Source organism: Micromonospora tarapacensis (assembly GCF_019697375.1).
In the GTDB taxonomy this organism is placed as follows: Bacteria; Actinomycetota; Actinomycetes; order Mycobacteriales; family Micromonosporaceae; genus Micromonospora; species Micromonospora tarapacensis.
Genome location: NZ_JAHCDI010000004.1, coordinates 2,756,798 through 2,770,952 on the forward strand (window position 1 = coordinate 2,756,798; position 14,155 = coordinate 2,770,952).

The 14,155-nt window shown below is 71.3% G+C and carries 11 protein-coding genes and 1 pseudogene; 4 read left to right on the forward strand and 8 right to left on the reverse strand.

Annotated features, from left to right (window positions below; genetic code table 11):
* Nucleotides 1-25: 25 nt before the first annotated feature.
* The 5 genes from KIF24_RS18455 to KIF24_RS18475 form a co-directional block, all read right to left on the reverse strand.
* Nucleotides 26-3,652, reverse strand: a complete 3,627-nt coding sequence (locus tag KIF24_RS18455) for a DUF4082 domain-containing protein (protein WP_221085114.1) — start codon at nt 3,650-3,652, stop codon at nt 26-28.
* A gap of 270 nt (nt 3,653-3,922) precedes the next feature.
* Nucleotides 3,923-4,765 (reverse strand): glycosyltransferase, encoded by an 843-nt coding sequence (locus KIF24_RS18460; protein WP_221085115.1) that lies wholly within the window; start codon nt 4,763-4,765, stop codon nt 3,923-3,925.
* Complete coding sequence (locus KIF24_RS18465; protein WP_221085116.1) at nt 4,762-6,105, reverse strand: O-antigen ligase family protein; 1,344 nt, start codon at nt 6,103-6,105, stop codon at nt 4,762-4,764. Before KIF24_RS18465 ends, KIF24_RS18460 begins: the two co-directional genes overlap by 4 nt.
* A gap of 35 nt (nt 6,106-6,140) precedes the next feature.
* Nucleotides 6,141-6,437: a hypothetical protein gene (locus KIF24_RS18470; RefSeq protein WP_221085117.1), complete on the reverse strand. Its 297-nt coding sequence runs from the start codon at nt 6,435-6,437 to the stop codon at nt 6,141-6,143.
* A complete protein-coding gene (locus KIF24_RS18475) occupies nt 6,434-7,129 on the reverse strand; it encodes a hypothetical protein (protein ID WP_221085118.1) in 696 nt (231 codons plus the stop codon). The genes KIF24_RS18470 and KIF24_RS18475 overlap by 4 nt, the downstream gene beginning before the upstream one ends.
* 370 nt (nt 7,130-7,499) lie before the next feature.
* Here KIF24_RS18475 and KIF24_RS18480 point away from each other — a divergent pair, with 370 nt between their 5' ends.
* The 3 genes and pseudogenes from KIF24_RS18480 to KIF24_RS33140 form a co-directional block, all read left to right on the forward strand.
* The gene (locus KIF24_RS18480) at nt 7,500-8,726 is read left to right on the forward strand and encodes a glycosyltransferase family 4 protein (protein WP_221085119.1); all 1,227 of its coding nucleotides are present in this window, start codon (nt 7,500-7,502) and stop codon (nt 8,724-8,726) included.
* A gap of 15 nt (nt 8,727-8,741) precedes the next feature.
* Entirely contained in the window at nt 8,742-9,803 is a 1,062-nt protein-coding gene (locus tag KIF24_RS18485; RefSeq protein WP_221085120.1) for a glycosyltransferase, read from the forward strand.
* A 31-nt stretch (nt 9,804-9,834) separates the two neighbouring features.
* A pseudogene (locus KIF24_RS33140) lies at nt 9,835-10,242 on the forward strand (glycosyltransferase); the annotation flags it as partial.
* Nucleotides 10,243-10,791: 549 nt separating this feature from the next.
* Here KIF24_RS33140 and KIF24_RS18495 read toward each other — a convergent pair.
* The gene (locus KIF24_RS18495; RefSeq protein WP_331461378.1) at nt 10,792-11,274 is read right to left on the reverse strand and encodes a polysaccharide deacetylase family protein; all 483 of its coding nucleotides are present in this window, start codon (nt 11,272-11,274) and stop codon (nt 10,792-10,794) included.
* Between KIF24_RS18495 and KIF24_RS33145 the strand changes: the two genes are divergently transcribed.
* On the forward strand, nt 11,222-11,377 hold the full coding sequence (locus KIF24_RS33145; protein WP_230417267.1) for a hypothetical protein: 156 nt from the start codon (nt 11,222-11,224) through the stop codon (nt 11,375-11,377). The two genes, KIF24_RS18495 and KIF24_RS33145, sit on opposite strands and share 53 nt — an antisense overlap.
* 119 nt (nt 11,378-11,496) lie before the next feature.
* On the opposite strand, the gene lhgO is transcribed toward KIF24_RS33145, so the two are convergent.
* The gene (gene lhgO / locus KIF24_RS18500) at nt 11,497-12,699 is read right to left on the reverse strand and encodes an L-2-hydroxyglutarate oxidase (RefSeq protein WP_331461190.1); all 1,203 of its coding nucleotides are present in this window, start codon (nt 12,697-12,699) and stop codon (nt 11,497-11,499) included.
* Nucleotides 12,700-12,701: 2 nt separating this feature from the next.
* The gene (locus KIF24_RS18505; protein WP_331461191.1) at nt 12,702-14,144 is read right to left on the reverse strand and encodes a sugar transferase; all 1,443 of its coding nucleotides are present in this window, start codon (nt 14,142-14,144) and stop codon (nt 12,702-12,704) included.
* Between the last annotated feature and the right edge of the window lie 11 nt (nt 14,145-14,155).

A 14,155-nucleotide genomic window follows, 5' to 3' on the forward strand; every position in this document is an offset into this window, starting at 1 on the left:
CCGCGACGCTCCCGCCCGCCGTCGGTCAGTTCGGGGCGAACACCAGGTCGACCCAGTAGTTCGCACTCGACGACGAAGACGGGAATCCGTCTCCGGAACCGTAACGGTAGGTCGCACCGGCGGCCGGCACGGTCAGCTGGCCGACAGTACGGGCGTCGGCCAGCCCGCCGCCGGTCACCGAGTACTGGCCGACCGTGGTGTGGTACGAGACGACGTACTGCAAACCGGCGCTGACCGGCACGACCTCCGGGAAGTACGCGGTCTGCCATCCCGATGTCGTCTCGTCGGTGAAGGTCACCGTGCCCAACCGGCTGCCGCCGGGCGACCAGAGCGACCCGGTGTGGGTGCCGGTGTTGGTCGGCCCCTTGTAGAACCGCACGCCATAGACCTCACCGTTGACGGACGGGGTGAACCGCATCCCCACCTCGACCGCGGCGTTGTCGTCCCAGTTCGCGACCGACGGCTCGTCGGTCGGGGCGAAGACACCGTGGGCGCCGGGTGGTGGCGAACCCGGCTGCCCCTCCGGTGGGATCTCCTCGTCGGTCAGGAAGAGCGGGTCCACCCAGTAGTTCGTCGACTCGTATGACTGGCTGGGGAAGCCGCTGGAGCCGTAGCGGAACACGCCGTTGTTGCCGCCGGGGGCGACCAGCGGCCCGACCGTCTGGGTGCTGGCGAAGTATCCGTTGTCACCCGGGTAGAAGCCGTTGGGTGCGAAGTAGGAGGCCACGTAGCTCGTGCCGGCCTCCACCTCGACCGGGGTGGCGAAGAAGGCGGTCCGCCACCCCACCGTGGTCGTGCTCGGCAGGGTGCTGACGCGCAACGGGGTACCGGCGGCCGACCAGAGCGTCACCGGGTGGCTGCCGGTGTTGCCCGCCCCCTGGTAGAAGCGGACGCCCACCACCCTGCCGTCGACCCGGGGCCGGAACGTCACACCCAACTCGACCGCCTCGGGATCGCTGTGCGCCGCGGTCTCCGGGACGTCCTCGGTGGCGAAGAGGGTGTGCAGGTCACCGTCGATGCTGGTGAAGAACGACCAGGTGGCGTTCCCGGACCGGCCTTCGGTGTCCTCGGCCACGACGGTGGCGGTGTAGCTCGTCGCGGGGTCCAGCGGCGCCGACGGGCTGAAGGTCACCTTCTTCAGGCTGCCGTTGTAGGCGGTGGCCCCGCCGACCGCGGCACCGCCGCTGCTCAGGGTGAAGGAGATGGTGTCGGGGTCGAGTGCCTTGGAGAAGACGGCGGAGGGGTTGGCGTCGACGTCGACGTCGCCGGCGCTGTCGGCCGGAGTGGTGGTGGTGACGGCCGGGGGCAGATCCTCGCTGACCGCGAAGGTCACGTCGACGTAGTAGTTCGCCGCGCCGAACGACTCGTTCGGGAAGCCGCCGGTGGAGCCGTACCGGAACAGGCCGTTGCCGGCGGTGGCGGCCGAGCGAGGCGCGAGGAGCGGGCCGCTGGTCCAGTCGCGGGTGAAGACCCAGTTGTCGGCGGCGTAGTTGCCCGTGGGCGTGAAGTACGACGCGACGTAGGTCTGCCCCTCGGCCACCGGCACGGGATCGGCGAAGGTGAGCGTCTGCCAGCCGGTGGCCGTCTCGTCGGTGAAGGCTCCGTCGGCGAGGAGTTGGCCGGAGTTGGTCCAGAGCCGGCCGCGATGGGTGCCGGTGTTGCCGGTGCCCTTGTAGAACCGCACCCCGGTGACGTAGCCGTCGGTCTGCGGCGTGAGCCGGACGCCCAACTCGACGGCGCCGGTGTCGTCCACCGCGGGTTGCTCGGGCACTCGCTGGCCGAACAGGGTGTTGGGCCCGGTGAGCTGGAACTCCCGGGTCGCCGGGCTGCCGGTGTTCACGCTGTCGTCGATCGCCCGGACCCGTACCACCTGGGTGCTCACGCCTGCGGCGTGGAAGCTGTACGACCAGGCGGTGGTGCCCGTCGCCGGGTGCCAGCTCTCCCCGTCGTCGGTGGAGACCTCAATGGCGGCGACCCGTCCGCCGACGTCGCTGGCGGTGCCGGTGATCGTCACCTCGGCGCCCCGGGCCACGGTCGCCCCGGCGGCGGGTGTGGAGATCGTCGCGGTCGGCGCCGTGGTGTCCGTCGACGCCGTGGCCGCCGCCAGCGTGCTCATCCGGGTGGCCGGCTGCACGCCCATGTCGGCGAAGAGGTTGAGCACCGCCTGCTGCATCCGGCTGTCCGTCGGGGTGGACTGCCCGTCGTGCATTTCGTCCAGACCCCAGGTGTACTGGATGGTGCCGGCACCGAAGACCAACGCGCCACTGGCCGCGCGGTACAGGGTCAGGTGGTGGGTGGTGACGCCCGGTTCGACCTTGTTGCCGAAGTCCTGGAGCAACTGCGGCACCTCGCCGGTGGTGGTGGAGAGCCGGATCAGACCCGGCGGCCGGAAGCCGTTGTCCAGGTCCTCGTCGGACTCGTAGCCCACCGTGTGCGGCGCGAGGGTGGCGGACGTCCCGGCGGCCAGCGAGGTGAGGTCCGTGTTGCGCCAGAGTCGGTACGTGCCCTCCTCGGCCCGCACGGTCAGCGCGAGGTCGCCATCGTTGACCATGAACATGGTGCCCATCAGCTCGTTCTCCGGCCGGCCGCCGTTCGACGGCGGGCTGAACCGCGGGTCCCGCCAGGTGCCGGTCCACTCGTCCGACGGGTCGATCTTCGCGTTGGCCCAGGTCTCCTTGTAGGTGACCAGGGTGCGGTAGGCGGTGTCGGTGCCGTCCTGGCTGGTCTCGTACCGGGTCTTCCAGTAGACCGAGTTGCCGCTGAAGAAGGCGAGATGGGTGCCGGCGTCACGGGCCGCCTCGACGTTCTCCCGCTGGGCGCCGGACCAGTACTCGTCGTGGCCGACGGAGAGGAACACCTTGTGGTTCTGGATCAGCTCACCGCGCCGGTCGCTGTCGACGTTCGTGGTGTAGCTGACGTCGTACCCGTTGCGCTCCAGGAACCGGATCATCGGATACTCGGCGCCGAAGAGGAAGTCCCGCCGCTCGACGCTGTTGCGGGTGGCGAAGGGCCGGTTGTAGCTGACCTTGTACGCGCGGCCGACCGAGCCGCCGCCGGAGTAGAAGTCCGAGCCCCCGTACTTGTTGTAGGCGTGCCAGGTCGCGTCGGAGGTCTGGAAGAAGAGGTCCGAGGTGCTGCTGTCCTGCCGGACGACGAAGGTGATGTGGCTGTCCCCGCCGGTGTCGGTGCGCCGCAGCCGGGCGATGTGGACGCCGGAGACCGCGGTCGACGGCACGGTCCAGGACGCGGAGACGGCCCAGTTGCCGCAGTCGAACAGCGCGGTGACCACGTCGGTGACGCAGTCGGGCTGGTTCTGGGGCAACGACGCCGAGGGGCTGACGTCGGCGACCTTGCGGGCGCCGTCGCCGCCGTACCAGCCAAGCCGGTAGATCTCGACGGTGTACGCCGCGGCGTCAGTCTTGATCTTGAAATCGATCTGCTGGCCCACGTTGACGCTGATGTCGGTCGCGAAGCCCTGGATCGACGGGTCACCGCTTCCGTCGATGTCCCACACCGAGGCGGGGGTTCCCGGCTTGCTGTTCTCACAGACGACCGGATTGACCATCGGATTGCAGGGATCGGCGGAGGCGGCACCGGGTAGCACGAAGGCACCCACCGTGGCCGCCACGACCAGCGCCACCGCCCCTGCCAACCGGCGCCTGTCCACTGTGGACGACAACGACGCGAAACGGTCGGTCCACCGCCCCTGCTCTGCACTCACGACGTTGCCCCCTCGGACGTATCCCCACACCACCTGTACGCAACGCCGTCAGGCTGCTACCGTCGGCACTGATCGATCGACTGACCTCGACGGCGATGACGGCGGCGGCGGCACTGCTGGTGTGAAACAGTTTCGGCGGAGCCTAACGCCACGCGGCCGACCGGCACCCTGCGGCATCGGCCAGTTCTGCCCTACGACCGGTCAGGCTTTTTCACCGGTGGCTCGGCTTGTTCGGTCATGGCCCCAGGCGACCTGGCCGGCGCGCCGTGCTCGACGGGCACCCCGGGCAGCCAGGAGGGTGATCGCGACGTAGCAGACGGCGGCCGGTGCCAACCACGGGGCACGGAACACCACATCGGTCAGCCACGCGCGCCTGTTCGAACGGCGGACCCCGGGCAGCGCGTCGCGCAGGTCGGCATTGCCGGCGCGGACCCGCACCAGGCGCCGGATCAGGTCGTCGGCGCGCAGCGGCGCCGCCACCCGGACTGCCGTCGAGGTCACGACGAGCCGTTCCTGCTCGGTGAAGAGGGAATCGAGGAAGAGATCGTCCGCGGTCTCCGCGGGGAACTGCCCGAATCTCTCCCGCCCCGATCGGGACAGCGCGATCACCCCCCGACCGTACAGACCGCCGACGACGGCGGGCAGCCGGGAGTGAACGGCGTAGTAGGCGCGCACCGCCGGTGAGCGCCCGGACAGTTCCATCCGCCGGGCCGGCACGGCCGCCAGCGCGCCGGAGCGGTCCAGTTCCCGGGCGAGCACGTCGAGAGCGCCCTCGTCGAGGAGCACGTCGGCGTCGAGGTAGACCCGGGGGAAGCCGGTGGCCACGGCGTCACCGGCGTTCAGGGCGGCCGCCTTCCCGGGCTCGGCCAGCTCGACGACGGTGACGCCGCGGCGGCGGGCCACCGCCGCGGTCTCGTCCGAGCAACCGTTCGGTACGACGATCACCTGCGCCGGATCCGCGACGGCGGCACTGCGCAGCACGCGGTCGAGGCAACGGTCGAGGATCGTGGCCTCGTTGTGTGCGGCGATGACGATGCTTGTCAATCGAATCCCCGTACGGTCGAGGTGCGGATGATGCGGGCAGGGTGGGTCAGCCGCCAGACCGCGCCGCTGAGTCCCACGAAGAGGGCCAGGCTGATGGCGAAGGTCGTGTAGTAGAGCGAGTCGAAGGTCCCCCCGACCACCACCGCGACCAGTTGGGCCGAGATCAGGGCCGTGCAGAGGTGGCGGTCCTCCTCCCGGGTCGCGCGACGAAACGCGATCACCGCGAGCGCGATGCTGACCACGTGCACGGCGAGCAGGGCGAACACGCCGATGACGCCGCCGGTCACCAGGGTGTAGAGCCACTGGTTGTCCAGAATGGTGTCGCGCACCGGGTCGGCCAGCAACGTCCGTGGCCCTCGACCCAACCACGGGCGCTGGTCGAAGAAGTGCCCCACCAACTCGTAGTCGTTCGTCCGGCCCTCGATGCTCGGGTCGACCCCCACGTTCAGGAACATCGACTTGAGCGTGCCCAGCACCCCCGGCTTGAGGAGCATGATCGCCATCACCGCGCCGGCGCCCAGGAACAGGAACGTGTACCGCAGCCGCCACGACCAGACGGGCACCATGACGAGCAGGGCGAGCGCGAGCGCCACGATGCCGGTGCGGGAGATGGACATCGGATTGGCCACGGCCGCGAGCATCGCGCACACCGCCGCCAGCCGCCGGTGGCCCCGTCGGGGAGCGAACCGGGCCACGTGGATGCCGAAGGGCACCATCATCGCCATGACCGCGCCGTACTCGATGTAGTGGACCGTGGTGCCGGCCACCCGGAACTGGCCCTCGTCCCCGCGCTGCCCGAAGCCGGCCAGACCGCCCTTGACCTCCAGGCCCGGGATCACCAGATGCGTCGAGATGTCGTACTTGAAGACCGCCTGGATGATGCCGACGATCGCCATGAACCCGGTGCACCAGACGGCCACCTGGAGCACCCGGTTGAGCCGGTCCCAGTTGCGGATCCCGTCGGCGGCGATGAGCGCCACGCCCAGGAATTCGAGCAGTTGCAGTGTCGCGAAGTCCTGCGCGTTCGCCTCCTGGGTGGGCAGGCCACGCAGCAGGCCGGCCAGGTACGACATCAGGTGCGCGACCAGGTAGATGCCGAGCACCCAGCGGATGGGCTGCGGCCCGACGAGCAGCAGCCTCGGATTGAGCCGGACCAGACACCACCATGCGAAGAGCAGCAGCGCCAGCAGCAGCGCCGGGCGACCAGCGTAGGTCAGGTTGGGCACGATCAGGGTGCCCGGCAGCACGTAGAGCAGGACGATGGTGAGGCCGAGCAGTACGGAGACGTCCAACCGGGACCGGGCACGGCGGATGCCGTACGTGCCGTGCGACAGGAGCATCGGCTCGAGGTCGACGGGGTGGTACGCAGTTGCCGTCACTGCCGGTCGGCGCCGCTTCTACGCGGCCAGTTGGCGGAGTGGGAGACCGGCAGCACGACCGTCGCGTCGACGTCGGCCGGTGCCGGTGCCGGTGCCGGTGCCGGTGCCGGGCGACGCTGCTCGGCGTCACCGTGCTGGGTTACGTGTTCACCGGCGGAGTGCTCCCGTCGGACCGGCTGGGTCGCCGCCCCGCCGCCCGCCGGCTGACTCGCGCCCGGTCCCGGCTGCGACCGGGCCTGCCGCGGTGCAGCCGCGGTCGCGGCCGGACCGGAAACCCGGCCCGCCCCGATCACCTGGGTGGCCTCACCCTCGAAGGAGGCGGCCGACGGACGCCTCGCGGGCGGGATCCGGCCTCGCCGGGCGTCGCCGACCCGCCTGCGGCGCCGGCCCGTCGACGGACCCGTCGGCGCAGCAGCGCGTCCGCGGCGACCGTCACCCCCGCGGCGATCAGCAGCCCGCCGCCGAGCGTCACGACCAGCACCCGCATGACCTTCGAATTCTGCACCTCGACCTCGGTGCCGTCGTCGAGCGCAAGGGTGGTGATCAGATCACTCTCCCCCACCTGCAACGAACTCTGCCGTTCGGCGACCGCGTCTGCGATCAGACTGAGCATCCGCTTGGCGGTGGCGGTGGCCTGCTCCGGGGAACTGCCCACCGCCTCGATCTCGAACAGCGGCACCCGATCCATGACGACGGTCACGTTGTCGGAAAGGCCGTCCGCCACCATCTGCTTGAGCACGGCCTGCCGCGTCACGTCGATCATCGCGGCGTTACCCAACGCGATGTAGCCGAGGTCGAACCAGGGATTCTTGATCGGCTTCTGCCGACCGTCCGCTCCGGTGACGACCGGTGGCGGGATCAGCTGGATGTGCGCCCTCGCGCTGTAGTCCGGCTTCACCACCTGGCTCGCCACACCGCCCAGCAGCAGGACCACCAGCATGAGGGGCAGGGAGATATACCAACGCCGGAAGAGCAGCTTGGTCATGTCCCACAGGTCCACTAGATCCCCTTGCTGAATTCCAGGTGAAGACGAGGAGCGTGCCGCAGCACGGAACGCGGGACCAGCCGCGGACTCGATGCTACGGGGCCCAGGCAAGTGTCGCCGCGCCAGCGATGCCTTGGCAAGAAAGAGAGAACACTCGGACGAAACTTAGATCTGGGGCGAGGACCGCAATGCCGACTTATTGACCAGTCAGTCGGCGGGTTGACACACGGCACAGTACCAACGGGGGATGTCCCGGAGCCCCGATTCCACCATCGTGGCGAGGCGACCGCGGTCCTCGCCGCCGGCCCGACGGCGGCACGACCGGTCCTCACCACGGACGGTGACCAGCCGGTCGCCGGAGGGGGCAGCAATGACAGCAGGACAGGCGCGCGCGGGAACCACCAGCCAGCCAGCGCGCCGGCCACACGTCGCCATCGCCGTCGTCAACCTGCCGGCCGAACGGGACCGGCGAGTCATCCGGGAATGCCTCGCGCTGGAAAGCGCGGGCTACCGCGTCACGGTCATCTGCCCGCGCGGCCGGGACGGGCTCCGGCACCTGCCCGGCAGCCAGGACACCACGATCCGCCCGTTCCGCCAGCCCTTCGCCGGCACCGGCGTGCTCTCCTTCGCCGCGGAGTTCGCCTGGGCGTTCCTCTGCGTCGCCTGGCACCTCGCCGTGCTGGTCGTCCGGCAGCGGGTGGTGGCCGCACAGGTCTGCAACCCGCCGGACGTCTTCTGGCCGTTGGCGCTGATGATGCGGGCCACCGGCCGGGGCTGGATCTTCGACCACCACGACCTCAGCCCCGAGTTGTACGCCTGCAAGACCACCGCCCCGCGGCCCGCCGTCACCAGGATCCTCATCTGGTTCGAGCGACTCTCGATGCGGTTCGCCAGCGAGGTGGTCGCCACCAACGAGTCCTACCGGCAGATCGCGCTGACCCGGGGCGGATGCCCTCCCGAGCGGGTGACGATCGTCCGCAACGGGCCGGCCGCCAGCGAGATCACCGCACCGACCACCGCCGGCCCCACCGCCGGGAAGAAGCGGATCGTCTACGTTGGAGTGATCAACGAGCAGGATCACGTGGACCGGGCGGTCCTGGCGGCCGAGCGGCTCGCCGCCCTACGGGGCCGAGACGGCTGGGAGATGGTCATCGCCGGAGACGGCGAGTGTCTGCCCGCCCTACGGGCCATGGTCGACGAGCGGGACCTCGGCGACGTGGTCCGTTTCACCGGCTGGCTCCAGGCTCCGGAGGTCGACGCGCTGCTGCGCGACGCCACCCTCGGCATCCAGCCGGACGTCTTCAGCGACATGACGAATCTGTCCACGATGGCCAAGACGGTGGAGTACATGGCCCGTGGTCTGCCGGTGGTCGCGGTCGACCTGCTGGAGACCCAGCGCACGGCCGGCGCGGCCGGACGGTACGTCGCCACCGGCAGCGGGGACGAGTTCGGCAAGGTGCTGGACGAGTTGCTCGACGACGAGACGCAGCTGGCGGAGATGGCCACGATCGCCCGGGAACGGTTCACCTCGGTGCTGGCCTGGGAGCATCAGGCCGCCGCCTACCTCGGTGTCTGGCGGCGGGTGGCGCCGTCATGATCGGTGCCACCAGGCGTGCCGGGCGAGACTGGCTCGGACGGCTCGGTCACGCCCGCGAACTGCGGCGACGCACCCCCGCCGCTGCGGTACGACGCCGGCCACGCCGGGCCGGGCGTCGTCTACTACCTCAGCCCCGACGACAACAAGCCCAGCGGCGGCATCCGCAACCTCTACCGCCACGTGGACCTGCTCAACGAGTCGGGCACCGCCGCCGCCGTGCTGCACTCCCAGCCGGGCTTCCGCGCCGACTGGTTCGCCAACGCCACCAGGGTGGCCGACGCCGGGGAGGTCACGCTCGGTCCGTCCGATCTCCTGGTGGTGCCCGAGTACTACGGCCCGGCCCTGCACCGGTTGCCCGCGCCCACCCGAAAGCTGATCTTCAACCAGAACGCCTACCAGACCTTCGCCGAGGTGCCGTTCGCCGGCACGGCGGCCGGTGCCCCGTACCAGGACTGCCCGGGCGTCGAGGCGCTGCTCACGGTCTCCCGGGACAACGCCGCGCTGCTTCGCCACACCTTCGCGGACCTGGACGTACGCCTGGCCCGGGTGGTGGTCGACCAGCGGGTCTTCCACCCGCCCGCCCGTCGGGCCGCCCGGCGGATCGGCCACATGCCCCGCCGCCGCGCCGCCGAGCAGGAGCAACTGCTGCACATCCTGCGTGCCCGGGGCGTGCTCAGCGGCTGGGAACTCGTGCCGATCGACGGGCTGACCGAAGCGGAGACCGCCGAGGCGCTGCGCGGCTGCGCGATCTTTCTCAGCTTCAGCGAGCGGGAGGGGTTCGGTCTCCCGCCGGCAGAGGCGATGGCGAGCGGCGCGTACGTGGTCGGGTTCACCGGCCTCGGCGGTCGGGACTTCTTCGATCCCCGGTACTGCGCACCGGTCGCCGAGGGTGACCTGCTCGGCTACGCGGTCGCCGTCGAACAGGCGCTGCGCCGCTACGACGAGAACCCGGCCGCCCTGGTGTCGGCCGGACACGCCGCCGCCGAACGGATCCGTACCGAGTACCATCCGGACGGCCTGCGCGCCGATCTCGCCGACGTCTACCGGACCTACCGCCACCCCGCGGTGCCCGCCTGATCCCGCCGACCCGCACGAGGAGCGCAGCCGCGTGAGTACCGCCCCGGCAACCGGATCCGGCGAGGTCGTCGCCGTCATCGTCGTCACCTACAACAGCGCCGCCGTCGTGCCGGGGCTGCTGGACTCCCTGGGCCCCGGGCTCGCGGGCCTGCGCTGGCACCTCACGGTCGCCGACAACGCCTCGGCGGACGGCACCGCCGGCACCGTCCGCCGGCTCATGCCCTCGGCCCGCGTGGTGGAGACCGGCCGCAACGGCGGCTACGCGGCCGGCATCAACGCGGCCGCGGCAGCCGCGGCCCCCTTCACCTCGGTGCTCATCCTCAACCCGGACGTCCGGCTCGCGCCGGGAAGCGGCCGGCTCCTGCTCGACCTGCAACGCCGGTGCGGCGACGGCATCGCGGTGCCCCTGGTCACCATGGCCGACGGCAGCCCCGAGCACACCCTGCGCCGGGAACCCACCGTGCTCCGCGCGCTCGGTGACGCGCTGCTCGGCGCCGAACGGGCCGGCCGCTTCCCGGTCCTCGGCGAGGTGGTCACCGACCCGGCCCGCTACGAACACGAGTCGACGTCGGACTGGGCCGTCGGCTCCGCCATGCTCGTCGGTGGAGGCTGCTGGTCGGCGTGCGCGCCGTGGGACGAAACGTTCTTCCTCTACTCGGAGGAGACGGATTTCGCGCTGCGGGCACGCGACGCCGGTTTCCCGACCCGGTTGGCCCCCGCCGCCCGGGCCACCCACATCGGTGGTGACTCGCGGGCGGCACCCTGGTTGTGGCGGTTGCTGACCCTCAACAAGGTGCGTCTCTACCGGCGCCGGCACGGCCGGTCGGCCACGGCCGCGTACTGGGCGGCGCTCCTGCTGCGCGAACTCAGCCGGGCCGCGCTCGGCAGTTCGACCAGCCGGGCGGCAGCGGCGGCCCTGCTGCGCCCGGCGACGCTGCGGAGGTGCCGGGCCCGCCGGCCGGGCAGCCGGCCACCATCGGCACCGGGGCTAACGCCAGCGCTTGACCAACCCGACCACGCCGGACCGGGCGCGGCCGAGCATCCCCTGCCCGAAGACGATGTCGCGCAGGCTCTCGGCGGTGTCCTCGGCGCGGACGCTGTAGCGCGGCTGCAGCCAGGCGCCGGGCCGGGCCGGACGCCGGTCGCTGGTGAACACCCGCCGGTAGCCGGCCGCTCTCAACCGGGCCAGGACGGCCCGGTCGTACCGGCCGAGCGGGCAGGCGGCCTGGTCGACCGGCTCCCCGGTGAGTTCGGCGATCCGGTCCCGGGCGGTGTGGAACTCCTCGGTCGCCTGCTCGGCGGTGAGCCGGCGCCACGGGCGGTGCCACATGCCGTGGCTACCCACCGGCATCGCGTGCCGTCGTAGTTCCCGGACGCCGTCGGCGTCCACGCTGCCGGGCTCGCCCAGCCGCCCGGCGATGACGAAGAAGGTTGCGGTCACCTGCCGGTCGAGCAACGCGGGCAGCCCCACCTCGAGGTCCGAGGCGTTGCCGTCGTCGAAGCTGAGGCGGGCCTGCGGCCAGCTCACCACCTCGTCGAGAAGTTCGTGGAACCGGTCGACGCCGACCCAGTAGCGTTCCTCGCCGGGCTCCAACTCCCGGCGGGGCGTACCGATACCGTGGAACAAGATGTTGATCACGCGGTGGTCGGTCATGACTCTCCTGGGCAGGGGACGGCGGGCATCGAAGATCGTTCAACCGGTCGCGGTGACCCGCTCGGCGATGTAGGGACCGATCGCGAGGGCCGAGGTGGCGGCGGGCGACGGCGCGTTGCGGACCGCGACGACCGGGCCGATCCGGTGGATCCGGAAATCGTCGACCATCGTGCCGTCCACGTCGACCGCCTGGGCACGGACGCCGACCGAGGCCCGCTCGACATCCGCCGGAGTCAGCCCCCGGACATAGGTCGCCGCCGAGGCGACGAAGGCCCGTCGGGACAGGCTGCTGTGCAGTTCCCGCATCCCGGCCCGCCAGTGCCGTCGGGCCAGCCGGCGAAAGCCGCGCCAGCGGATCGTCTCCCACAGGTCGCGCAGGTCGACGGTACGCCCGTCGTAGTCCTCCCGGGCCAGCGCCAACACCGCGTTCGGGCCCACCTCGACATCGCCGCCGACCGTCCGGGTCAGATGGACGCCGAGGAACGGGTAGCGCGGGTCCGGGACCGGATAGATCATGCCCCGCACCAGGTGCGTCCGGTCGGCCCGCAGCCGGTGGTACTCCCCCCGGAACGGCACGATGACCGGCCCGACCTCGTCGCCGGCCAGGCGGCTCATCCGGTCGGTCTGCAGGCCGGCGCAGACGACCAGGCGGTCCAGGCGGAGCTCGCTGCCCTGCGCCGAGCGCAGGAGCACGGCCGGTGACCCGCCGGAGCCGCCGGTCCGGATCGCGGTCACCTCGAATCCGAGCCGGATCTCACCGCCGGCCGTGCGGACGTCGGCGGCGAGCGCCCGGGCCACGGCCGGAAAATCGACGATGGCGGTCCTCGGCGAGTGCAGAGCCGCCAGCCCGTGCGCGTGCGGCTCCACGGACGCGATCTCCGGCCCGTCGACCCACCGCAGGTCGGGCACCTGGTTCGCCTGCGCGCGGCGCTCGATCTCGCGTAGCCCGGGGAGTTCCCGCTCGTCGCGGGCGATCAGCAACTTGCCGCACTCGATGTAGGGCAGCTCGCGCTCGCGGCAGTAGGCGGACAGCGCCTCGCGTCCGCGCCGGCACAGCTCCGCCTTCAGCGAGCCGGGCGGGTAGTAGAGGCCGGCGTGGGCGACGCCGCTGTTGTGCCCGGTCTGGTGCCGGGCGACGTCGCCTTCCTTGTCCACCACGATCACGTCGGCGGAGCGGGCCAGTTCCCGGGCGACCGCCAAACCGACGATCCCGGCACCGATCACACCCACACGTTCCGCCACGATCAGTACGCTCCAGAGCTTCGGACCACCGCGCCCACCGTCCGCAGCAGGATAGTCAGGTCCATCGCCAACGACCAGTTCTCCACGTACGACAGATCCAGGCGGATGGACTCCTCCCACGACAGGTCGGACCGGCCGGAGACCTGCCACAGCCCGGTCAGCCCCGGCTTGACCACCAGCCGCCGGCGCATGTCCGGCGGATAGTTGGCGACCTCCCGAGCCAGCGGGGGCCGGGGGCCGACCAGCGACATGTCGCCCTTGACCACGTTGACCAGTTGCGGAAGCTCGTCGAGCGAGAAGCGACGTAGCCGGTGCCCGACCCGGGTGACCCGCGGGTCGTCGCGGATCTTGAACAGCTCACCGTCGTGCTCGTTGCGGTGCCGCAGCTCCGCGAGCCGCTCCTCGGCGTCGGTGTACATGGTGCGGAACTTGTAGATGACGAACAGCCGGCCGTTGCGGCCCACCCGCTCCTGCCGGAAGATCGTCGGACCGCCGGCGCCCGGCTCCAGCCGAACCAGCAGGGCGATCACCACCAGCAGCGGAGTGGCGAGGAGGAGCAGCAGCAGCGCCGACACCCGGTCGAAGACCGCCTTCACGAAGCGCCGACCGCCCTTGAGCCGGGGGTGTTCGACGTGCAGCATCGGCAGCCCGTCCACCGGGCGGATGGTGGTGCGGTCACCGGCGACGTCGACGAGCGTGCTGGCGACGATCAGGTCGACGTCGTCGCGTTCCAACTGCCAGCCCAGCCGGCGCAGGGCCGCCCCGGCGATCTCGGGACAGGAGAGCACGACGACCGTGTCCGCGGCCACCCGGCCGACCGCTGTCGCCACGTCCTCGAACGTACCGAGAACCGGCGGCAGCGACGCCCCGGCGGGCCGCCCGCCGGAGGTGACCTGGTCGTACGGCAGGCAGGCGCCGACCACCCCGAGCCCGTGGTAGCGCTCGCGGCGCAGCCGCCGGGCCATCTCGCCGACGGCGTGCTGGTGGCCGACCAGGATGACCCGGTGCAGCCGGTCGCCCCGGGCCCACGAACGGTGCAGTCGCTGGCGGACGAGGTAGCGCACCGCCACGCCGGCGACGACCATCAGCGGCATCGCGATGATCACGTAACCCCGGGCGAGGGGGAAGTCGAACGCCAGCGCCGCCACCGCCAGCGTGGTGGTGAGGGCGAGACCCGATCGGACCACGCGGGCGTACTCGTCGTTACCTACGAAGAGATAACGCGTCTCGTACGCACGGTTGAGGGTGAGTGCGGCGAGCCAGGCGAACGGCAGCGAAATGGTGAGCCAGAGGTGACCGCGATTGTACGAATCGGTCGCCTGTAGTCCGAATCGGAGGCCGAGGGCCACGGAAGCCGATATCAGGCCGACCGTCAGGTCGAGGGCACACACCGTGCCGACGTATCGCGGCCGCCAGGCTTTCCGTTGCGGCCGGGGAGTGCCCACGGAATGCGCCG

Bases quoted from the DNA above. Each gene is read 5' to 3' on its own strand.
- KIF24_RS18480 (WP_221085119.1), top strand. From the start codon at position 7,500: ATGACAGCAGGACAGGCGCGCGCGGGAACCACCAGCCAGCCAGCGCGC.
- KIF24_RS33145 (WP_230417267.1), top strand. From the start codon at position 11,222: ATGACGAAGAAGGTTGCGGTCACCTGCCGGTCGAGCAACGCGGGCAGC.
- KIF24_RS18465 (WP_221085116.1), bottom strand. From the start codon at position 6,105: ATGCTCCTGTCGCACGGCACGTACGGCATCCGCCGTGCCCGGTCCCGG.
- KIF24_RS18475 (WP_221085118.1), bottom strand. From the start codon at position 7,129: ATGACCAAGCTGCTCTTCCGGCGTTGGTATATCTCCCTGCCCCTCATG.